The organism is Mannheimia sp. USDA-ARS-USMARC-1261 (assembly GCF_000521605.1).
Classification (GTDB): Bacteria; Pseudomonadota; Gammaproteobacteria; order Enterobacterales; family Pasteurellaceae; genus Mannheimia; species Mannheimia indoligenes.
Genome location: NZ_CP006942.1, coordinates 2,332,956 through 2,354,792, shown reverse-complemented (window position 1 = coordinate 2,354,792; position 21,837 = coordinate 2,332,956). Strand labels below are relative to the sequence as shown.

Annotated in this window: 18 protein-coding genes, 2 tRNA genes and 4 rRNA genes; 16 read left to right on the top strand and 8 right to left on the bottom strand. The window is 41.5% G+C overall.

All coding sequences use genetic code 11. The features are described from left to right. The first annotated feature begins 12 nt into the window (after positions 1 to 12). Positions 13 to 432 carry a F0F1 ATP synthase subunit epsilon gene (locus X781_RS11545; RefSeq protein ID WP_025236981.1) on the top strand — a complete coding sequence of 140 codons (420 nt, stop codon included), beginning with the start codon at positions 13 to 15 and terminating at the stop codon, positions 430 to 432. Between the two features lie 169 nt (positions 433 to 601). Further along, complete coding sequence (locus tag X781_RS11830; RefSeq protein WP_025236980.1) at positions 602 to 1,888, top strand: factor H binding protein domain-containing protein; 1,287 nt, start codon at positions 602 to 604, stop codon at positions 1,886 to 1,888. Positions 1,889 to 1,988: 100 nt separating this feature from the next. Here X781_RS11830 and asnA read toward each other — a convergent pair whose 3' ends face one another. Further along, positions 1,989 to 2,981: an aspartate--ammonia ligase gene (asnA, locus tag X781_RS11535; protein ID WP_025236979.1), complete on the bottom strand. Its 993-nt coding sequence runs from the start codon at positions 2,979 to 2,981 to the stop codon at positions 1,989 to 1,991. 167 nt (positions 2,982 to 3,148) lie between these two features. Here asnA and asnC point away from each other — a divergent pair, with 167 nt between their 5' ends. The 4 genes from asnC (at position 3,149) to X781_RS11515 (ending at position 5,647) form a co-directional block, all read left to right on the top strand. Further along, positions 3,149 to 3,622: a transcriptional regulator AsnC gene (asnC, locus tag X781_RS11530; RefSeq protein WP_025236978.1), complete on the top strand. Its 474-nt coding sequence runs from the start codon at positions 3,149 to 3,151 to the stop codon at positions 3,620 to 3,622. Between the two features lie 67 nt (positions 3,623 to 3,689). Beyond that, on the top strand, positions 3,690 to 4,214 hold the full coding sequence (locus X781_RS12280; protein ID WP_051411632.1) for a hypothetical protein: 525 nt from the start codon (positions 3,690 to 3,692) through the stop codon (positions 4,212 to 4,214). 125 nt (positions 4,215 to 4,339) lie between these two features. After that, on the top strand, positions 4,340 to 5,101 hold the full coding sequence (gene udp / locus X781_RS11520; protein WP_025216331.1) for a uridine phosphorylase: 762 nt from the start codon (positions 4,340 to 4,342) through the stop codon (positions 5,099 to 5,101). Between the two features lie 60 nt (positions 5,102 to 5,161). Further along, the gene (locus X781_RS11515) at positions 5,162 to 5,647 is read left to right on the top strand and encodes a chorismate--pyruvate lyase family protein (RefSeq protein ID WP_025236977.1); all 486 of its coding nucleotides are present in this window, start codon (positions 5,162 to 5,164) and stop codon (positions 5,645 to 5,647) included. A 54-nt stretch (positions 5,648 to 5,701) separates the two neighbouring features. On the opposite strand, the gene X781_RS11510 is transcribed toward X781_RS11515, so the two are convergent. Beyond that, positions 5,702 to 6,571, bottom strand: coding sequence for an NAD(P)-dependent oxidoreductase (locus X781_RS11510; RefSeq protein WP_025236976.1), 870 nt, complete (start codon positions 6,569 to 6,571; stop codon positions 5,702 to 5,704). Between the two features lie 127 nt (positions 6,572 to 6,698). Between X781_RS11510 and murI the strand changes: the two genes are divergently transcribed. From murI to xerD, 8 genes are all read left to right on the top strand, one after another. Beyond that, positions 6,699 to 7,490, top strand: a complete 792-nt coding sequence (gene murI / locus X781_RS11505; protein WP_025236975.1) for a glutamate racemase — start codon at positions 6,699 to 6,701, stop codon at positions 7,488 to 7,490. Positions 7,491 to 7,822: 332 nt separating this feature from the next. Further along, positions 7,823 to 9,362: ribosomal RNA gene (locus tag X781_RS11500) — 16S ribosomal RNA — on the top strand. A 201-nt stretch (positions 9,363 to 9,563) separates the two neighbouring features. After that, positions 9,564 to 9,639 (top strand) — tRNA-Glu (locus X781_RS11495). Between the two features lie 272 nt (positions 9,640 to 9,911). Continuing rightward, positions 9,912 to 12,812 (top strand): 23S ribosomal RNA (locus tag X781_RS11490). 145 nt (positions 12,813 to 12,957) lie between these two features. Next, positions 12,958 to 13,073 (top strand): 5S ribosomal RNA (gene rrf, locus X781_RS11485). A gap of 68 nt (positions 13,074 to 13,141) precedes the next feature. Then, positions 13,142 to 13,257, top strand: a 5S ribosomal RNA gene (gene rrf, locus X781_RS11480). The 16S, 23S and 5S rRNA genes sit together here with 2 tRNA genes alongside, the layout of an rRNA operon. Positions 13,258 to 13,269: 12 nt before the next feature. Further along, positions 13,270 to 13,346 (top strand) — tRNA-Asp (locus tag X781_RS11475). Positions 13,347 to 13,451: 105 nt separating this feature from the next. Further along, complete coding sequence (gene xerD / locus X781_RS11470; RefSeq protein ID WP_025236974.1) at positions 13,452 to 14,345, top strand: site-specific tyrosine recombinase XerD; 894 nt, start codon at positions 13,452 to 13,454, stop codon at positions 14,343 to 14,345. Here xerD and tilS read toward each other — a convergent pair. Both tilS and mnmE read right to left on the bottom strand, forming a co-directional pair. Continuing rightward, positions 14,342 to 15,604, bottom strand: a complete 1,263-nt coding sequence (gene tilS / locus X781_RS11465) for a tRNA lysidine(34) synthetase TilS (protein WP_025236973.1) — start codon at positions 15,602 to 15,604, stop codon at positions 14,342 to 14,344. The genes xerD and tilS overlap by 4 nt on opposite strands. A 1-nt stretch (position 15,605) precedes the next feature. Continuing rightward, positions 15,606 to 16,964: a tRNA uridine-5-carboxymethylaminomethyl(34) synthesis GTPase MnmE gene (gene mnmE, locus X781_RS11460; RefSeq protein WP_025236972.1), complete on the bottom strand. Its 1,359-nt coding sequence runs from the start codon at positions 16,962 to 16,964 to the stop codon at positions 15,606 to 15,608. Positions 16,965 to 17,155: 191 nt separating this feature from the next. Between mnmE and X781_RS11455 the strand changes: the two genes are divergently transcribed. After that, complete coding sequence (locus X781_RS11455) at positions 17,156 to 18,220, top strand: MFS transporter (RefSeq protein WP_025236971.1); 1,065 nt, start codon at positions 17,156 to 17,158, stop codon at positions 18,218 to 18,220. Positions 18,221 to 18,292: 72 nt separating this feature from the next. On the opposite strand, the gene X781_RS11450 is transcribed toward X781_RS11455, so the two are convergent. Next, positions 18,293 to 19,186: an alpha/beta fold hydrolase gene (locus X781_RS11450; protein WP_025236970.1), complete on the bottom strand. Its 894-nt coding sequence runs from the start codon at positions 19,184 to 19,186 to the stop codon at positions 18,293 to 18,295. Between the two features lie 56 nt (positions 19,187 to 19,242). Then, positions 19,243 to 19,473 carry a tautomerase family protein gene (locus X781_RS11445; RefSeq protein WP_025236969.1) on the bottom strand — a complete coding sequence of 77 codons (231 nt, stop codon included), beginning with the start codon at positions 19,471 to 19,473 and terminating at the stop codon, positions 19,243 to 19,245. Between the two features lie 106 nt (positions 19,474 to 19,579). On the opposite strand from X781_RS11445, the gene X781_RS11440 reads away from it, so the two are divergent. Beyond that, positions 19,580 to 20,488 (top strand): LysR family transcriptional regulator, encoded by a 909-nt coding sequence (locus X781_RS11440; RefSeq protein ID WP_025236968.1) that lies wholly within the window; start codon positions 19,580 to 19,582, stop codon positions 20,486 to 20,488. An 18-nt stretch (positions 20,489 to 20,506) separates the two neighbouring features. Here X781_RS11440 and X781_RS11435 read toward each other — a convergent pair whose 3' ends face one another. Together X781_RS11435 and X781_RS11430 are read right to left on the bottom strand one after the other, a co-directional pair. Beyond that, positions 20,507 to 21,025, bottom strand: a complete 519-nt coding sequence (locus X781_RS11435; protein WP_025236967.1) for a protein disulfide oxidoreductase — start codon at positions 21,023 to 21,025, stop codon at positions 20,507 to 20,509. A gap of 74 nt (positions 21,026 to 21,099) precedes the next feature. Continuing rightward, positions 21,100 to 21,729, bottom strand: coding sequence for an FKBP-type peptidyl-prolyl cis-trans isomerase (locus tag X781_RS11430; RefSeq protein WP_025236966.1), 630 nt, complete (start codon positions 21,727 to 21,729; stop codon positions 21,100 to 21,102). Positions 21,730 to 21,837: the final 108 nt, after the last annotated feature.

Sequence of the window (21,837 nt, the reverse complement as noted above, 5' to 3'; positions counted from 1 at the left end):
AAGGAGAACAGTATGACATCTCAATTTGAACTCACAGTTGTGAGTGCGGAAAGTAAAATCTTTGAAGGCACAGTAACGAGTGTGCGTGTTTCAGGGATTGATGGCGAATTAGGGATCTATGCAGGGCATACCCCACTATTAACCGCTATCAAACCGGGTATGGTTAAATTCACTTTAGCTGATGGCAAAGAAGAATTTATCTATGTATCTGGTGGCTTCCTTGAAGTACAACCAACCATTGTTACCGTGCTTGCAGATACCGCAATTCGTGGTGATGAACTTGATGAACAACGTATTCTTGCTGCAAAACGTAAAGCAGAAGAAACCTTGTCTAAAACTAACGACGCTGATTTAACAGCGAAATTAGCGAAAGAAATTGCGAAATTGCGTGTTTACGAACTCACAAAAACAAAATTAGCGAACAAACGTTAATATCAAAAAACCCCACGCAAGTGGGGTTTTGTTTTTACAAGCGGTTTAAAAATGCTAATTTTTTACAGATAAATATTTTTTTAAATTCATTTCTACTTGACGACAAGTTGTTTTTTTTTTGTACAATTTTTGTGTGCATTTGCACGGTCAATTTTATAAGGAAAACACTATGTCTGTTAAAAAACTCTCTTTAGCTAGTTTGATTTTATTTGGGATTACTGCTTGTAGTAGCGGTGGCGGTTCATCAGATGTTATTACTGACAAACCTCAAAATAATTCAGTCCAAACAGAGTTAGATACAACTAAATCAGAATTAGCAACATCAACAAGTGATTTACAAAAGGCTCAAGCAGAATTAGCAAAGTTGAAATCTGATAAAAATGCAACTTCTGAGCAACTTACACAAGCAAAAATAAACCTTGAAAATGCTGAAAAAGCGAAAGGATTAGCTGAAAGTAAATTAGCTACGATGAATAATGAAAAGCAAGCGGTGCAAAATCAGCTAAATTCTGTAAATGCTGAATTAGCAAAAGCGAGAAATGAGTTACAAAAATCAAAAGAAGTCGCTGAAAGCAAATTAACTACGATAAATAACGAAAAACAAGCGGTACAAAATCAGCTAAATTCTGCAAATACTGAGTTAGCGAAAGCGAAAAATGAATTACAAAAGGCAGAAGCAAATTTCGCACAAACTCAAGCAGATAAAAATAGTACAGCTGAGCAGTTAGCAACAGCAAAACAAGAAAAAGAAGCGGCTGAGCTTGCATTAAAAAATAAAACGGCTTTAATAAAAGAAATAGTACAAAAAGCAGCAGAAATTACGAATGAGCAAGGGAGAGAGTATTCTTGGGTCAATTACACAGGATTATCTTCTCTTCCACAAGGGTTAAGCAAGCACGCTTTCATTAGTATGTCTGCAGAAAATTTAGATGGTATTTTTGTTGGTAATCACTATATTTATCTTACCCCAAGTGTAACCGTTGTTGGGTATGATATTAGTGCATTTTGGAATGAAGATACAACAGAACAAAGAAGGTTTAGAGTTAACCGAATTGAAGGGGTAAGAACTACAAATCTTCCTACATCTGGCGAAGTAACTTATGTTGGCAAAGCATTTAACTCGGATAATGTAGGAACATTGAATTACAAAGTTAATTTTACTGAGAAAACAGGGGGTGGTTCTCTCTCTCAATTTAATAATACTGCTATTCCAACAATCCAGTTGGAAAAAGGTAATATTGTTGATGGTATGATTAAAGCAAATGCTTCCGCTTCAGGTGGTATTTCAGGTAAGTACGAATTAGGTTTTTACGGTGAAAATGCACAAGCTATCGCTGGTGAGACCTATCTTTATAAACAATTTGAAGGCGGAATAACAACAAATAAGACAACTGCTGAAAAATATGGTGATAGCGAGAGAGGCACTGTTTTTGGCGTAGCAGGCGAGAAGCAATAATTTTTGTAGACTTACAAGCGGTCAAAAACGGTAAATTTTTTGCAAAAACAGACCGCTTGTAGAAAAAATAAAGCGAACCAGAAGGTTCGCTTTTTTATGATTAGAGAATATTTTCAAACTCTTCAAACACCGCTTTTGGCCATACGCTAGATTGCACTTCACCAATGTGTTTTTTGTGTAACAAGAACATTACTAGGCGTGATTGACCGATACCGCCGCCGATAGAAAGTGGTAACTTGCCAGCCAATAAATCTTTGTGCCAATCCATTTCTAAACGGTCTTCATCGCCGGTAATTGCTACTTGTAAACGTAATGCTTTTTCATCCACACGAATACCCATTGAAGAAAGCTCGAACGCTGTGCCTAATTCTTCGTTCCATACTAAAATATCGCCGTTTAAACCTTTATAACCTTGCTCGGATTCGGTTGTCCAGTCATCATAGTCCGGTGCACGACCGTCGTGTGGCTTGCCGTCTGATAATTTGCCGCCGATACCGATTAAGAACACTGCACCGTACTCTTTACAAATCGCATTTTCACGCTCTTTGCCTGTCATATTTGGGTAGCGTTGCACTAAATCTTCGCTATGCACAAAGGTAATTTGTTTTGGTAAAACTGATGGAATATCGAAACGAGCTTCCACTGCTAATTCAGTTAAACGAATCGCTTTGTAGATTTCGTTCACGGTCTCTTTTAAGAACGCAAAATCACGGCGACCTTCAGGAATCACTTTTTCCCAGTCCCATTGATCCACATACACCGAGTGCGTGCGGTCTAATGAATCTTCGTCCGGACGCAACGCTTTCATATGCACGAATAAGCCTTCACCTTCTTTAAAACCAAAACGAGCTAATGTATGGCGTTTCCATTTAGCGAGAGAGTGAACCACTTCATAGGTGGCGTTTGGAATACATTTTACGTTTACTTTTACTGCTTTTTCGATACCGGAAAGGTTATCTTGCATACCGTTACCGACTTCGCTCAAGATTGGACCTTGTACTTCCACAATGCCTAGTTTGTCGATTAAATATTGCGTAAAGGTGTTTTTAACAAAACTGATTTCTTGTTGTTGTAAGATGAATGATTTTTTCATTTTTATTGCTTTCCTAATGAATATGAAATATGAACAGTTGCTAATTTAAAGAATTCTGTTAAAAATGCAATATTTATCAAATAAAAAAGCAAATGTATTAAATTTAGTTTAAAATAAGTTGGGTTATTTTAGATAAAATCTAAATAAATGGATTTTGAGGAGGAAAAATGCACAATAAACACAAAGTGAAATTAGAAATTGATAAACTCGATCAGCAAATTTTACGCTGTTTAATTAAAGATGCTCGCATACCTTATGCAGAAATGGCGAAAGATTTTGGCGTAAGTGCGGCAACTATCCACGTTCGGGTTGAAAAAATGCGACAAGCAGGGGTTATTCAATCAACAAAAATTGTAGTCAATGAACAGAAATTGGGCTATGATGTGTGTTGTTTTATAGGAATTATTCTCAAATCGGCAAAAGATTACGATAAAGTAATCGCGAAGCTTAACGAGTTTGATGAAGTAGTGGAGGCATATTACACAACAGGTAATTATTCGATTTTTATTAAAGTGATGACTCACACTATTGAAGAATTGCATTCGGTTTTAGCGGGCAAAATTCAATCTATTGATGAAATTCAATCAACAGAAACTTTGATTTCGCTACAAAATCCGATTTTGAGAGATATTTTGCCTTAGTAACAAGCGGTTAAAAAAGCATTAATTTTTGCAAATAAGAATAGCAATATAAATAAAAGGAAATAGAATGAATGCCAACCAACCAACCAACCAACCAACCAACCAACCAACCAACCAACCAACCAACCAACCAACCAACCAACCAACCAACCAACCAACCAACCAACCAACCAACCAACCAACCAACCAACCAACCAACCAACCAACCAACCAACCAACCAACCAACCAACCAACCAACCAACCAACCAACCAACCAACCAACCAACCAACCAACCAACCAACCAACCAACGGTGGCGGTAGTTAGTCTAACCACAGCTCAACCTGAGTTGGGGCGAGCAATTGAAAGTGTGAAAAAGCAAGGCTACCCTTGTAAACACTATATTTTTGTGAATGGCGAGCAATATTACCGCCCAGCCTCAGAAATCATTCAAAAATTTGATAATTTAACGGTGATTTATTCACCGATGGATATTCAAAATCTTAATGAGTTAATTGCGATGTTGGTTAAAGAAGATTTTGTGTTCTATCTGTCTGATAAGGATTTTTTCGCTCCGACTTATATCGAATCGCAAATCAAAAAGGCTCAGTGAACGAAACCGTTTGCCTTTGATCTACTTCACAAAATCAAACATTGATCGCAAAAAAATATCGAAAATTAACCGCTTGCTAGGTAGAATAATTTTGAATGATGATTAGAAATCAAAAGGAGATCGTTATGTCTGAAGTATTTCATTTAGGTTTAACAAAAGCGATGTTAAAAGGGGCAAAAATTGCGATAGTACCGGGAGATCCTGCCAGAAGTGAGCGTATTGCAAAAAAAATGGATAACCCAGAGTTTTTAGCATCTACCCGTGAATTTACCTCTTGGTTAGGTTATGTGGAAGGCGAAGCCGTAGTTATTTGTTCAACGGGGATTGGTGGTCCTTCGGTTTCAATTTGTGTGGAAGAACTCGCTCAATTAGGCGTTCGTACCTTCTTACGCATTGGCACAACAGGTGCAATTCAAGAACATATCAACGTAGGCGATATTTTAATTACCACCGGTGCAGTACGTTTAGATGGTGCAAGCAAACACTTTGCACCAATGGAATATCCGGCTGTAGCAAACTTTGAGTGTACTAACGCACTTTACGCTGCTGCGGTTGATGCAGGGGTTAAACCTTACGTTGGTATTACTGCTTCTTCTGATACGTTCTATCCGGGACAAGAGCGTTACGACACCTTCACAGGCAAAATTTATCGCCATTTTCAAGGTTCATTAAAACAGTGGCAAGATCTCAATGTAATGAATTTTGAAATGGAATCTGCTACGCTCTTTACAATGTGTTCTGCATTAGGGTTACGAGCAGGTATGGTGTCCGGAGTGATTGTAAACCGTACTCAACAAGAAATTCCAAACGAAGCCACAATCCACGAAACCGAACATAAAGCAATTTCTGTTGTGGTAGAAGGTGTAAGAAAATTAATTAAAGGTTAATCTTTAAATTTAAAGGCAAAAAAGGTAAATTGTCGGCGTGATAATTTACCTTTTTTCTTTATGTTTACAAAATATCGTAAAATTCTGTTAGCGGCGGAATGGCATTCAGTGCCGGAGCCGCTTTCTTTTACTCAACAAAACTGGCTTCTGCACGATGGGTCGCTTACTCAAAAGTTACTTGATGTGGCAACCGATTTCAACGTGGAAGTGGTGCAAGAAAAGTGGATTGCAAAAAATTCGCAAAATTTGACCGCTTGCAATGAAGACTTTTGGTTGAGAGAAGTGTTATTAAAAGATGGTGATACCAATTGGATTTTTGCTCAAACGCTTGTGCCGAGATCAACGATTGAAAATATCGCCCCAAATATACCGACACTTGGTAACGAGCCGATTGGTTTATGGTTGTTTTCTCAAAATCCGATCAGGAAAAAATTAGAGTGGGCACAAGCAGAAAACGGTTTCTTTGCCCGCCGAGGGGTGTATCAAATCAATGGCTATTTCCTTGAAGTCAAAGAGTTGTTTTTAGAAAACTTTCCTTATTTATAAAAAAATCGGTTTTATAAAAAAATCGGTTGGCATTACACCAACCGATTTTTGATTTTATTTTGCTAGATATTGATAAATCGCAGCCATATCCACTTCGCTCAAGCCTGAATCATTTGCCTGATTATAGGTTTTGGTTGCTTGTTCAATTAACGGATAAGATTTACCTAACTTCGCAATTTCTTCACTCGCTAAGTTAAAATCTTTCGTCATATGTGTCATCATAAACGCAGGTTGGAATTCATTTGCTAAGTACATCGGCACTTTTGCTTGGAAAATCGGGCTGTTCATAAACGAACCTGAAATCATCTCAATCACTTGCTCTTTCGGAATGCCGTACTGATCAGCAAAATTTAATGCCTCACTGTAAGCTTGAACGAAAATGCCTAATAGTGAGTTAATCATTAATTTAATACCACCGGCTTTGCCTACAGAGCCATAATAGAAAGTTGTCGTACTAAATGCAGCGAAAAGCGGCTTGATTTGCTCAACAATTTCTTCTTTACCTGCGGAAAGCACTAATAATTTTCCTGCTTCTGCTACTTTGCTTGAGCCTGAAACAGGTGCTTCTACAAACTCCGCTCCGTGTTCTGCAAGAAGTGCTTCAACCGCTTGGTTTTGACTTGGAGAAATGGTGCTCATATTCACGACTAATTTGCCTTTTAACTGTGCTAAGACCTCAGCACTTAATACTTGCTGAATAGAAGCGTAGTCTGCAATCATTAAGAAAATAATATCGTGAGCTTTCACTAACTCAACAACAGAGGAGTATAATTTACCGCCTGCTGCCACTACTTTCTCTGCTTTTTTCGGACTGCGGTTATAAACACCTACTTTTACTCCACTATTAAGTAAATGTTTAGCCATTGGTTCGCCCATTTGACCTAAACCAATCCAACCAATTTCTTGTGTGTTAAATTTTTGCATAATGTTCTCCTTGGTTAAATAATAGAAGGATTATTGCGATTTTCGATAGTTAAGTCAAATAGAGAGAACTTGAATATAACGATGGAAAGGAGTAGCATTTCTGCACTTAATTAATCAGTAAATAACAATGAAACCAACAATTCTTTTATATGACTCTGGAATGGGCGGCTTAACGATTTATGATGAAATCCGTAAAGTGCTACCTTACGCTCACTATTTGTATTGTTTTGATAATGCTTTTTTCCCTTATTCCGAGAAATCAGAAAGGGTTTTGATTGAACGAGCAGTGAAAATTGTGCAAAAAATTGCAGAAAAACAACCGCTTGATATGGTGGTGGTGGCGTGCAATACTGCAAGCACAGTTGTGCTTCCTGCATTGCGTGAGCATTTTCAGTTTCCAATCGTAGGCACTGTACCGGCTATTAAACCTGCTGCGGCAATTTCTGAAAGTAAAACCATCGGTTTACTAGCCACAAAAGGAACGGTTTCTCGCCCCTATGTTGATGAACTCATTGCAAAATATGCTCAAGATTGCATAGTAGAAAAAATTGGTACAACGGATTTAGTTGAAATTGTAGAAGAAAAACAGAGAACGGGCAGAGTGGATATGGCTCGTTTACAAAAAGTTGTTGAGGATTGGCAAGATCATTCCACATTAGATACGGTTATTCTTGGTTGCACCCATTTTCCCTTGATAAAAAATGAATTGCAGCAAGTATTACCAAAAGTGAAATACTTTGTTGATCCGGGAATAGGGATTGCTAAACGGGTTTTAAGCTTATTAGAAGAAGGGAAATTTAATCAAAAGAATGATTTAGTTAATGAAGCATTTTGTACCTCAGAAACTTCCTCATTCGAGATTAAACGACAAATTATGCAGGATTGGGGGTTTAATCAACTATCTGTGATTGATGTTTAAGCGATGTTAAGGTTTTTGATGAAAAATAATCCAGTTGATAAAAAACTTTAAAAAAAGGGCTTGCAACAGTTTTAAAAATCTCTATAATGCACCCCACACAACGACGCACTGTTGTGAAGAGATTAAGTTTGATTCCGGTGCGTCGTTTTATTTTGCTCTTTAACAATTTATCAGACAATCTGTGTGGGCACTTGTTGATTGACTTGATTTTGAAAATATTTTTTAATTTTGAAGTCTTAATAGGTGCTAACTAGAAATTCATTTTAACTTTTTTAAGTTTACTTAAATTAGTGTGATTATTTTATGTCAGCAGTATTGAGCGATTAAACTTTTAATTGAAGAGTTTGATCATGGCTCAGATTGAACGCTGGCGGCAGGCTTAACACATGCAAGTCGAACGGTAACAGGGAGAAGCTTGCTTCTTTGCTGACGAGTGGCGGACGGGTGAGTAATGCTTGGGAATCTGGCTTATGGAGGGGGATAACTACTGGAAACGGTAGCTAATACCGCGTAATGTCTACGGACTAAAGGGTGGGACTTTCGGGCCACCTGCCATAAGATGAGCCCAAGTGAGATTAGGTAGTTGGTGAGGTAATGGCTCACCAAGCCGTCGATCTCTAGCTGGTCTGAGAGGATGACCAGCCACACTGGAACTGAGACACGGTCCAGACTCCTACGGGAGGCAGCAGTGGGGAATATTGCACAATGGGGGGAACCCTGATGCAGCCATGCCGCGTGAATGAAGAAGGCCTTCGGGTTGTAAAGTTCTTTCGGTAGCGAGGAAGGTGATTGTTTTAATAGAGCAATCAATTGACGTTAACTACAGAAGAAGCACCGGCTAACTCCGTGCCAGCAGCCGCGGTAATACGGGGGGTGCGAGCGTTAATCGGAATAACTGGGCGTAAAGGGCACGCAGGCGGACTTTTAAGTGGGATGTGAAAGCCCCGGGCTTAACCTGGGAATTGCATTTCAGACTGGGAGTCTAGAGTACTTTAGGGAGGGGTAGAATTCCACGTGTAGCGGTGAAATGCGTAGAGATGTGGAGGAATACCGAAGGCGAAGGCAGCCCCTTGGGAATGTACTGACGCTCATGTGCGAAAGCGTGGGGAGCAAACAGGATTAGATACCCTGGTAGTCCACGCCGTAAACGCTGTCGATTTGGGGATTGGACCTTGAGTCTGGTGCCCGTAGCTAACGTGATAAATCGACCGCCTGGGGAGTACGGCCGCAAGGTTAAAACTCAAATGAATTGACGGGGGCCCGCACAAGCGGTGGAGCATGTGGTTTAATTCGATGCAACGCGAAGAACCTTACCTACTCTTGACATCCAGAGAAGCTTGTAGAGATACGAGTGTGCCTTCGGGAGCTCTGAGACAGGTGCTGCATGGCTGTCGTCAGCTCGTGTTGTGAAATGTTGGGTTAAGTCCCGCAACGAGCGCAACCCTTATCCTTTGTTGCCAGCGATTCGGTCGGGAACTCAAAGGAGACTGCCGGTGATAAACCGGAGGAAGGTGGGGATGACGTCAAGTCATCATGGCCCTTACGAGTAGGGCTACACACGTGCTACAATGGCGTATACAGAGGGCAGCGAGCCAGCGATGGGGAGCGAATCTCACAAAGTACGTCTAAGTCCGGATTGGAGTCTGCAACTCGACTCCATGAAGTCGGAATCGCTAGTAATCGCAAATCAGAATGTTGCGGTGAATACGTTCCCGGGCCTTGTACACACCGCCCGTCACACCATGGGAGTGGGTTGTACCAGAAGTAGATAGCTTAACCGCAAGGGGGGCGTTTACCACGGTATGATTCATGACTGGGGTGAAGTCGTAACAAGGTAACCGTAGGGGAACCTGCGGTTGGATCACCTCCTTACCAAGAATCAAGAAGCGAGAGCTTGATGGCGTAAAGCCAGAACGACAGCAAGTGTTCACACAGATTGTTTGATAAAGCAGTAGGACAAAAAAAAGATGAATGAGATTTAGGCATTCAAGCGGTTAGAATCTTGAAAAATTTTGCAAAAATTGCTAGAATACTTGACCTAAACTGGCAAAGCGGAAAGCATCTTTAAATGATGTCCCCATCGTCTAGAGGCCTAGGACATCGCCCTTTCACGGCGGTAACCGGGGTTCGAATCCCCGTGGGGACGCCATTTAAAGATGATTTTTATTGTCTTAATGTTCTTTAAAAATTTAGAAACAAGCTGAAAAACTGAGAGATTTTTCAAGTTCACTAAAGCAAAAAGCAAAAAGCAAAAAGCAAAAAGCAAAAAGCAAAAAGCAATAGTGAATAAATTGAAAGTCTGAGTATAAAAAATCTTGAGTGAACAAAAGCACTCAAGTGTTTAGTTGAATAATATCGCTTCAAATAAAATCGTTTGATTGATTTAAATGAAAATTTAAATGAAAACATTTGAGGTTGTATAGTTAAGTGACTAAGCGCACAAGGTGGATGCCTTGGCAATCAGAGGCGAAGAAGGACGTGCTAATCTGCGAAAAGCTTGGATGAGTCGATAAGAGGCGTTTAATCCAAGATATCCGAATGGGGAAACCCAGTAGATGAAGAATCTACTATCATTATCTGAATACATAGGATAATGAGGCAAACCGGGAGAACTGAAACATCTAAGTACCCCGAGGAAAAGAAATCAACCGAGATTTCGTTAGTAGCGGCGAGCGAACGCGAAAGAGCCAGTTAGTGATAGCAAGTTTGTTAGGAGAATGAGCTGGGAAGCTCAATCGTAGAAGGTGATAATCCCGTATCCGAAAACATTCTTGTGGTACTAGGCTAACAACAAGTAGGGCGGGACACGTGATATCCTGTTTGAAGATGGGGGGACCATCCTCCAAGGCTAAATACTCCTGATTGACCGATAGTGAACCAGTACTGTGAAGGAAAGGCGAAAAGAACCCCGGCGAGGGGAGTGAAATAGAACCTGAAACCTTGTGCGTACAAGCAGTGGGAGCAGATTTATTCTGTGACTGCGTACCTTTTGTATAATGGGTCAGCGACTTATATTTTGTAGCAAGGTTAACTGAATAAGGGAGCCGAAGGGAAACCGAGTCTTAACTGGGCGTGTAGTTGCAAGGTATAGACCCGAAACCCGGTGATCTAGCCATGGGCAGGTTGAAGATTGGGTAACACTAATTGGAGGACCGAACCGACTAATGTTGAAAAATTAGCGGATGACTTGTGGCTGGGGGTGAAAGGCCAATCAAACCGGGAGATAGCTGGTTCTCCCCGAAATCTATTTAGGTAGAGCCTTATGTGAATACCTTCGGGGGTAGAGCACTGTTTCGGCTAGGGGTCCATCCCGGATTACCAACCCGATGCAAACTGCGAATACCGAAGAGTAATGCATAGGAGACACACGGTGGGTGCTAACGTCCATCGTGGAGAGGGAAACAACCCAGACCGCCAGCTAAGGTCCCAAAGTACTAGTTAAGTGGGAAACGAAGTGGGAAGGCTTAGACAGCTAGGATGTTGGCTTAGAAGCAGCCATCATTTAAAGAAAGCGTAATAGCTCACTAGTCGAGTCGGCCTGCGCGGAAGATGTAACGGGGCTAAAACTAGTCACCGAAGCTGCGGCATCAATGGATACATTGTTGGGTAGGGGAGCGTTCTGTAAGCGGAAGAAGCTGAATTGAGAAGTTTGGTGGACGTATCAGAAGTGCGAATGCTGACATAAGTAACGACAAAACGAGTGAAAAACTCGTTCGCCGGAAGACCAAGGGTTCCTGTCCAACGTTAATCGGGGCAGGGTGAGTCGGCCCCTAAGGCGAGGCTGAAAAGCGTAGTCGATGGGAAACGGGTTAATATTCCCGTACTTGGTGTAATTGCGATGTGGGGACGGAGAAGGTTAGGTTATCAGGGTGTTGGATATCCCTGTTTAAGTTGGTAGGTGGGAAGATTAGGCAAATCCGGTCTTCCATTAACACTGAGAGATGATGACGAGGCACTACGGTGCTGAAGTAACCGATACCACGCTTCCAGGAAAAGCCACTAAGCGTCAGATTACACTGAACCGTACTATAAACCGACACAGGTGGTCAGGTAGAGAATACTCAGGCGCTTGAGAGAACTCGGGTGAAGGAACTAGGCAAAATAGCACCGTAACTTCGGGAGAAGGTGCGCCGGCGTAGATTGTAGCCCCTCGCGGGTGAAGGTTGAACCGGTCGAAGATACCAGCTGGCTGCAACTGTTTATTAAAAACACAGCACTCTGCAAACACGAAAGTGGACGTATAGGGTGTGATGCCTGCCCGGTGCTGGAAGGTTAATTGATGGTGTTATCGAAAGAGAAGCTCCTGATCGAAGCCCCAGTAAACGGCGGCCGTAACTATAACGGTCCTAAGGTAGCGAAATTCCTTGTCGGGTAAGTTCCGACCTGCACGAATGGCATAATGATGGCCAGGCTGTCTCCACCCGAGACTCAGTGAAATTGAAATCGCCGTGAAGATGCGGTGTACCCGCGGCTAGACGGAAAGACCCCGTGAACCTTTACTATAGCTTGACACTGAACATTGAATTTTGATGTGTAGGATAGGTGGGAGCCTTTGAAGATGACACGCCAGTGTTGTTGGAGGCGTCCTTGAAATACCACCCTTTAACGTTTGATGTTCTAACGAAGTGCTCGGAACGAGTACTCGGACAGTGTCTGGTGGGTAGTTTGACTGGGGCGGTCTCCTCCCAAAGAGTAACGGAGGAGCACGAAGGTTTGCTAATCACGGTCGGACATCGTGAGGTTAGTGCAATGGTATAAGCAAGCTTAACTGCGAGACAGACAAGTCGAGCAGGTGCGAAAGCAGGTCATAGTGATCCGGTGGTTCTGAATGGAAGGGCCATCGCTCAACGGATAAAAGGTACTCCGGGGATAACAGGCTGATACCGCCCAAGAGTTCATATCGACGGCGGTGTTTGGCACCTCGATGTCGGCTCATCACATCCTGGGGCTGAAGTAGGTCCCAAGGGTATGGCTGTTCGCCATTTAAAGTGGTACGCGAGCTGGGTTTAGAACGTCGTGAGACAGTTCGGTCCCTATCTGCCGTGGGCGTTGGAGAATTGGTTGGGGCTGCTCCTAGTACGAGAGGACCGGAGTGGACGCACCGCTGGTGTTTCGGTTGTGTCGCCAGACGCATTGCCGAGTAGCTATGTGCGGAAGAGATAAGTGCTGAAAGCATCTAAGCACGAAACTTGCCAAGAGATGAGTTCTCCCAGACTATAAGTCTGTAAGGGTTGTTGGAGACTACGACGTAGATAGGCGTGGTGTGTAAGCGTAGTGATACGTTGAGCTAACACGTACTAATTGCCCGAGAGGCTTAACTATACAACGCTCAAGTGTTTTTGGAAGCGAAAGCGAGAAAGACGAGAAGCGAAGTAGAGTAAAGACTAAACAGAAGACAAACAAAGAAAAGACGAACAGAGAAAGCATACTCAAAGTAACAGCTTGTTTTTAGATTTTAACGGATTTTCCCGACGACAATAGTGCTGTGGTTCTACCTGATTCCATTCCGAACTCAGAAGTAAAACGCAGTAACGTCGATGGTAGTGTGGTGATTCGCCATGTGAGAGTAGAGCATCGTCGGGTTTTTATTTAGTGAGTTTATTAGTAGATAGAATGAGATAGTAGTAGACTGACTAAATAGAAAGAATTTGATTGATAACCAGAGTGCTGTGGCTCTACCTGACTCCATTCCGAACTCAGAAGTAAAACGCAGTAACGCCGATGGTAGTGTGGTGATTCGCCATGTGAGAGTAGGGCATTATCAATCTAAGAATTTAGCGGAGCGGTAGTTCAGCTGGTTAGAATACCTGCCTGTCACGCAGGGGGTCGCGGGTTCGAGTCCCGTCCGTTCCGCCAATTTATTTAATAACCGATTAGTGTATAACTAATCGGTTTTTTCGTTTTTATACTCTGTGAATTCTGCTAGAATTTGTAAAACTTCTAATAAAAATAACCGCTTGTATGGCTGAACTTGACCCCATTATTGAACAATTTCTTGATACGTTATGGCAAGAACACGGTTTGTCTGAAAACACTATAGCTTCTTACCGTTCTGATCTAGAGCGTTTTTCTGATTATTTTTCTGAGCCAAAGGTTTTCCTATCTATTAACCATATCGACTTACAAGGCTTTTTAGGCGAGCGTTTAGAGCAAGGCTATAAAGCAACCAGTTCAGCCCGAATGTTAAGTTGTTTACGTAAGTTTTTTCGTTTTTTAAGTCTTGAGAATTATCGCAAAGATGACCCAACGCTTACGCTCACTTCGCCAAAACGTGGGGCTCATTTACCCAAATCGCTAAGTGAAGAGCAGGTAATGGATTTGCTTGATGTGCCGAATACGCTAGATCCAATCGAATTACGTGATAAAGCAATGTTAGAGCTACTTTATGCAACGGGTTTGCGTGTAACAGAGTTGGTCTCGCTTTCCACAGATAATATCAGCCTAAAGCAAGGCGTGGTGAGAATTATCGGTAAAGGAGATAAAGAGCGTCTTGTGCCATTAGGTGAAGAGGCGAATTATTGGATACAGGAGTTTTTCCAATATGGTCGTCCGATTTTGTTGAATAATCAGCAATCTGATGTGGTATTTCCAAGCAGACGAGGGCAGCAGATGACAAGGCAGACCTTTTGGCATCGGATAAAGCATTATGCGGTACTTGCAGGCATTGATGCGGATAAACTCTCGCCACACGTTCTTCGCCACGCATTTGCTACGCATTTGGTGAACCACGGTGCGGATTTACGAGTGGTGCAAATGTTGCTCGGGCATAGTGATTTGTCCACCACGCAAATTTACACTCAAGTGGCAAAAGCTCGCTTGAAATCGCTGCATCAAAAATTCCACCCAAGAGGCTAATTCTTGATACAAGCCACAAATTCATCTTGCCAAAAAACGAGCAATGTGTGGTTTCTTTCCCATACCGGCACATTGTGCTGTTGCCAGATTTTTTTCATTTCTTCCCGATGCGGTTTTCCATAACATTTCACTTTGCCTTGTTGCCTGATTCTAAGCGAAATTTGCTCTTGAGCTAACGCTTCTGGTAATAATAAGCGGTCTGTTTTACCTTGTTTTTTGCAAATGATTTCTTGTTGATGACGTATCATTTTTCCTAATTGATGGGGAAGATCGAGTTCGGTTTCAGCTCCTAATTTAATTTCAAAAGCAGGGATTTCTGGGAGTTCATCAGTGATATAGATTGCCTGTTGGTAACGTCTAATCACTTTTTCCCCGATTTTAATGTGCGGATTTTTATCTGCATTTGCAAAAATTAACTCAGAAATGACCGCTTGTAATTGCACTTGGCTTGGCATCATCACACCATATTTTTCCAGCCATAAGCGAATTAATTGTTGCTGTTTGAGTAATGAAAAATGTTCAAAATGAGCAATAGAAAGTTGATTTTTTTCCCCAATACTTTTCGTTAGTTCATCATTGAGAAGCTCTTGAATTAGCTCTTGTTGTTCCGCACAATGTTGAGCGGAACGAGCAACCATTTCACTAAACTGTTGCCAGCGTTGGTTTAATAAAGGCAAGATTTTATTGCGTAGGAAATTGCGATCATATCGGTTGTTTGTATTGCTTTCGTCTTCAATCCATTGAAGCTGATGAGCCTTCGCATAAGCCAATAATTCCGCTTTACTGAAGGTTAATAGCGGTCTAAAAGCGGTAAAATTTTGCAAGAAAGTAACCGCTTGCATTGCGGATAATCCCTTAATTCCGCTGCCACGTTTTAAGGCGAGGAGAAAGGTTTCCGCTTGGTCGTCTAAATGGTGAGCAGTTGCTAAGATTTCGTTCGATTTTAAATGTTGCTGAATTGCCTGATAGCGAGCTTCTCTCGCTCCGTTTTCTACACCGTTGGTTGAATCAACCGTTACTTTTTGCAAAATAAAAGGAATATTTAACCGCTTGCAATATTGTTCGCAAAATTCTGCCCAGCTGTCTGCATTAGGGCTTAATCCGTGATGGATATAAATTGCCCTAATGTTAAAGTTTGTATGAGCAAAAAGGTGTAGCAATACCACCGAATCTACTCCACCACTTAAGCCAATCAAAAAGTTCGTTTGGTGGGGAAGATGTTTTCTGCACTCGGCTTGGAAGCGGTTAAAAAGTGTCATTTTATTTGCCGATACAAAACGAGCTGAAGATGTTGCCAAGAAGATCGTCAGAGGTAAATTGCCCGGTGATTTCACTCAACGCATTTTGGACTAATCGCAACTCTTCCGCTAAGAGTTCGCCCGCTAAGAACTGGGTAAGTTGAATATGCCCACGTTCTAAATGTTCAGCGGCGGTTTCTAATGCTTGTAAATGGCGACGGCGTGCTAAGAAGCCACCTTCTGTTGAGCTTTGATAGCCCATTGATTTTTTCAAATGTTCACGCAGTAAATCCACGCCCACTTTGGTTTGGGCGGATAGGCGGATTACAGTGAAATCATCCACTTGGATCAAACCTTCAGACTCTCCCGATAAATCCACTTTGTTACGAATGACGGTAACGGGCATATTTGCTGGTAGTTTTTCTAAGAAATTCGCCCATTCATTGCGGAACTGATCGGCTTGTTGCTCGGTGCTGTCAATCATCAATAAAACGTGGTCGGCTTGAGCGATTTCGTCCCACGCACGAGCAATACCAATGCGTTCGACCTCATCGCTTGCATCACGCAAGCCAGCGGTGTCGATAATATGCAGAGGCATTCCATCAATGTGAATGTGTTCACGTAGCACATCACGGGTTGTGCCGGCAATGTTGGTTACGATTGCTGCTTCCCGCCCGGCTAAGGCATTGAGTAGGCTTGATTTGCCTGCATTAGGGCGACCGGCAATCACCACTTTCATTCCCTCACGCAGAATTGAGCCTTGTTTTGCCTCACGGCGAACGCCGTCTAATTGGGCGATGATTTCGTTTAATTTCGCTTCAATTTTGCCATCGGCTAAAAAGTCGATTTCTTCATCGGGGAAGTCGATAGCTGCTTCCACATAGGTTCGTAAGTAAATTACATTATCTACTAATGCATTGATTTTGTTAGAAAATTCGCCTTGTAGAGATTTTAATGCCGAACGAGCGGCTTGCTCGCTGGTGGCATCAATTAAATCGGCAATCGCTTCGGCTTGGGCGAGGTCGAGCTTATCGTTTAAAAATGCCTGCTCGGAAAATTCACCTGCACGGGCAATGCGTAGCCCTTTGACTTGCAGAATGCGTTTTAACAATAGGTCTAAAATAACCTGACCGCCGTGTCCTTGCAATTCAAGCACATCTTCTCCGGTAAAGGAGTTCGGGGCTTTAAAGAACAAGGCGATGCCTTGATCTAACACCGTACCGTCTTCATCTTTAAACGGCAAATAATTTGCCACACGGGGCGATAATTTTTTGCCTAACACGGCTTCAGCAACAGTCTCCGCCAAAGGACCGGAAACCCGCAAAATCCCAACGCCTCCACGACCAATCGGGGTGGCTTGAGCAACAATGGTATCTTTCATTTTTTATCCTCAAATTGGGTTGCAAGCGGTTGGATTTTGGTAAATTTTTACTAAAAACTGACCGCTTGTAATGATTGCTATAATACCGAAACCAAGCCCAAAGGTAAAATAAAAGGCGGTGTGCGATTGCTCGTATTCGGGCGAAGGAGTAGAATAGCCGCTCTTTATTTAAACAACGCAATACGCATTTAATGTCTTTAGAAAAACTCTTACTCACTCGCCGTTTTATTTCCACCACCGCATTTTTTTCAATGCAGAGCGTCTTTTTCTTCTATCTGAAAGGGAAAGGATTAGATAACACCCAAATTGCTTTTTCGCTTTCGTTATTACTATTTTGCAACCAAGCATTAGCCATTTTGGCAGGAATTTGGGGCGATCGCTACGGCTTAGCTAAAATGATGTTACTTGGCTGCTTCTTAGATGTTGTGGCGTATATGCTATTTTTAGTAGCGGATAATTATATTGTATTGCTGATGGCGACAACCTGTTTCGGCTTAGGCAGTTGCTTGTTCGGCACAAATGCGAGAGCTTGTTTGCTGGCTCTTGCAGGCAATGAATATGCCTCAAAAACTCGTTTACAAGGCAAATATCTTAAAGTAACCAGTATGTCTTCAATGTTAGCTCCGCTTATCATTATTCCTTTCATCAAGTTTGAGATGATTGAAACACTGATTTGGATCTGCTTTTTGCTGGAGGCGGTACTATTTGCGTTTATGGTTAAACCATTTTCAGCGGTGGAGGGCATTAGCGGCGGCGTGAAATTCCGTCTCTCACAAATCAAAGAAATCATTAACAAAGAGTTTTTGTTCGCCCACTTAATGCTGTTTGTGCCGTTGAGTGTCGCATCGTCCTATTTCATTATTTTCCCGTATTTATTTGATAAAGTGCTGAACGCCCCTGAACATTCGCCGATAGCTTTATTTATCAACGGGATTTTAACCGTAAGCCTGCAATCCTCGTTTTCCCGTAAGATTAATTTAACGAAAAAGCAGTTGATTTGGGTTTCGCCTCTGCTTGCTGTTGCAATTATTCTACCTTGGTTTATTGCCGTTCAAGCCGCTACCTTAACCGCCGCTTATATTTACACTGTGATTTTCACGGTGGTGGAAGTCTTTGCTTTAACCGCAATGGCGAATTTATTGGTGAAATTTGATAACGGCAAAAACCGAGGCTTTATTTTCGGCTCGTCCCGCCTGATTTTGTCGATTACCACAATGATCACAATGAATTTAGTGCCGGTGATTTTTTTGATTTAACAAGCGGTTGTTTTTGAGGGATTTTTTGCAAAATAAGCGTATTACTTGAAAGTGATACGCTTATTTTATTTGTTATTTCTGTTGTGCTAGGAATGGTTGAACAGCATTCCAAACCGCAGAGAAGTTTTCGATAAATACAGGGTGGTTAGCGTTTGGGATAACGGATAAACTGCCTTTCGGTAGCATTTTATAAGCATTAAGCACACTATCTAAAGTGGCATTCTGATCTTTTTCTCCCACTACTAACAGGGTCGGTGCTTGAATATGACTGAAAATCTCTTTGCTGACTGTTGTTTCGTTATAAGTCGTATTAGCTTGTTCGAACCATTCTTCCGTTTTATTCGGTTCGGGGCGAATAGCGGCTTGCTGTTGCCAATATTGTGGATCGAATTGAGCGATGTCCGCAAATTTCATATCAGCTTTGCGAGAGCCTTGAATATAACCTTTAGCCCACTCTCCGGCACCAATTGCAACCACTTGTTTTGTCTGCTCCGGATATTGTTTGGCAAAATGTAATGCGGTGTAGCCGCCATCACTAAATCCAATTAATGATACTTTCTCTTTGATGTTCGTGTTTTCCAAGACTTTCTTTAAATCATCAGCTTTCTGTGGGTAAGTCGGTTTAGCTGTACCTATATAGGATTTAGCATGTCCTCGAGTCGTGATTGAAATGACTTGGTATTGACTTTTTACGAGGTTGTCAATAAATTCTCCCATTTCTGCCGGTGAGCCTACTAGACCGCCGTGTAGCACAACCACAGGATCACCTTTTCCATAAATTTCATACCAAATTTTTGTATCGCCTACGTCGGCATATTTACCCGCTTTTTCATTCATACCATAAGGCTGAGTGGGTTGATAACTTGCTTCTGATTGACCAAAATAGCGAACGGTATTGTCTTGAGCCAAACTATTTATGGTGAAACCTAGCCCTAAAGTTAGGATGATCGTTTTGATTCGTTTCATTTTTCCTCCATTATAAAAAGAGTAAATTTTCATTAAAATATAACCGCTTGTAGTGATTACATTTTATATTGTGCTTTACGCAATAGAGTATCTTGATTCGGTTTAATTTCACTGTCATACACGGTTTCTTTCCATTGTTCGGCAGGAATTTCAGTATAGGCAATTGTGATATATTCGGCAGGTGTATTTAAACGTTCACTTGCAAATGCGGTTAAATCATTGGCAAACGCTTGTAATTCTTGCTCAGATAATCCTTTGGGATAACATTTAATATTAATATGTGGCATAGTTTTTCCTTATGAAGAGAGGTAATTGATGAATGCAGTATAGATATTTATATGATATAAATATAATCACTTATTAATATAAATTTTATTATTTTTATTTATATCTATGAAAGAACTCAATCATCTTGATCTCAACCTTTTAAAAGCACTTAACGCATTATTGGAAGAACGAAACGTTAGCCGTGCGGCAGAACGTTTAGCTTTAACCCAGCCTGCGGTCAGTGCGATGTTAAATCGTCTTCGCCATCGGTTTAATGATCCGCTTTTTATTCGTTCCTCACACGGAATGCTGCCAACAAATAGAGCATTAGCTTTACAAGCACCTGTTAAACTGATCTTGGAAAATATTTCTGCCTTAGTGAAACCAATAGAATTTAAACCTGAAGAGTTGAAATATACGTTTAAACTAGCGGGAACAGAAAATGGAATTCGTACGCTAGGTGTCCCTTTTGCGTTGAAAATAGCTAAATTGGCTTCTGATGTTAAAGTCGCCTTTTTTCCGATTCAAGGGCAACCACTTGAAGAGCGGTTATTAACCGGTGAATGGGATTTGGCTATTTTAGGTGAGCAAGAATTAACAGAAAATTTATATTATCAACGCCTTTTCTCTGAAACTTACACCTGTGCTGTAAGGCATAATCATCCTGTGTTAAAACAAGAATGGACGGTAGAAACTTTTTGTCAGCTAGAGTTTGTGTTGGTTGCTTATAATGGGGGGCATTTTGCTGGTGCGACAGATACTGCCTTAGAAAGATTAGGTAAAAAACGAAAGGTAAAAATATCGGTAGGGCATTTTTCATTATTGCCTGATTTATTGAAACAGACAGATTATGCTACTGTCGCACCAAGTCATTTTTTGCGAAGTCGGAATGATTTAGTCTTACTTGAACCGCCTTTTGTGATTGAAGGATATCAAAAAGCAATGGCGTGGCACGCTAGAGCGAACCACGATCCTATTCAGCAATGGTTTAGGCAGATTATGGCAGATGTTGCAGAAGAAGTGAAAAATCCCTAAATATCCACATCTTATTTATTAAGAGAATAACCCAGCTAACCAAAGCCTTAATTTCAATCCAAGGTGGCTGGTATAGCCGGTGGTGTGATGGATAATTTTGCCATCTTTGATCATTAAAATGGTTGGCGTAGCTTGAATATCCCAACCTTGAGAAAACTCGCCAGTCGGGTCATTAATAGTGGCAAAGGTGTAGCCGTTTTCATTGAGATAGCTTTGTACCTCAGTATCATTGCCTGATTTTAAGGCGACTCCTAACACTTCGGTGCCGTTCTCGGACAGTTCTTGAATATTGGGGGAAACAAATTCGCAATAATGACACCAACTTCCCCAAAAGTAGAGCAACATAGGCTTACCGCTACTTAATTGGGCGATGATTTTCGGTTGGTTTTGAATATCATATTGTACTTTCTGTTCAAATTCTACCGGAGCGGTGGGAGCACGATACCAATCCATCACAAAGCTGATGAGGATAAACAAGCCGCCGTATAAGAAAATATTTTTGATAAATCGGCGGATAAGGGATTTTTTCTGAGTCATCGGTTATATTTTTCAAGATAAAAATGGTAAAAAGCCCCGTGAGTGAAATTCACAGGGCTTTGTGATTTTGGAAATTATAGAATATCTAATAATTCCACTTCAAAAATAAGAGTTGCGAATGGTGGAATTGACGCACCAGCACCACGCTCACCGTAAGCAAGTTCTTGAGGAATGGTTAAACGCCATTTTGAGCCAACCGGCATTAATTGTAATGCTTCTGTCCAACCACGGATCACGCCACCTACCGGGAATTCTGCCGGCTGACCACGTTTTACTGAGCTGTCGAACACCGTGCCGTCAATTAATGAGCCGGTGTAGTGAACACGCACTGTTGAGCTTGCTGTTGGTTTTTCACCTGTGCCTTCGGTTAAGATTTCATATTGTAAGCCGCTTTCGGTTACAACAACGCCTTTCGCTTTTTTGTTCTCTTCTAGGAAGGCTTTGTTTTCTGCATCAATCGCTTTGAACGCTTCCGCTTGAGCGGCTTCCGCACGCTGACCTAATTCTTGTAACGCTGCTGTTACTTCATTTAAGTCGATAGCTGGCTGGTTGTTGCTTAATACATCGTTAATACCACGAGCAACCGCTTCTGCGTTTACATCCATACCGCTACCTAAAAGTTGCTGACCGATTTGTAAACCGATACCGTAACCGCCTTTTGCTTCTACTGAGTCTAATGCAACTGAATTGAAATCTAATGCCATTTGTTGTTCCTTTTAATTAATTGAATAATGTATCGAATAAATACGGGTAGATAAATGGGGATAAAAATTGAAAATACAAGGTAAGAAAGAAACAAGCGGTTAATTTTT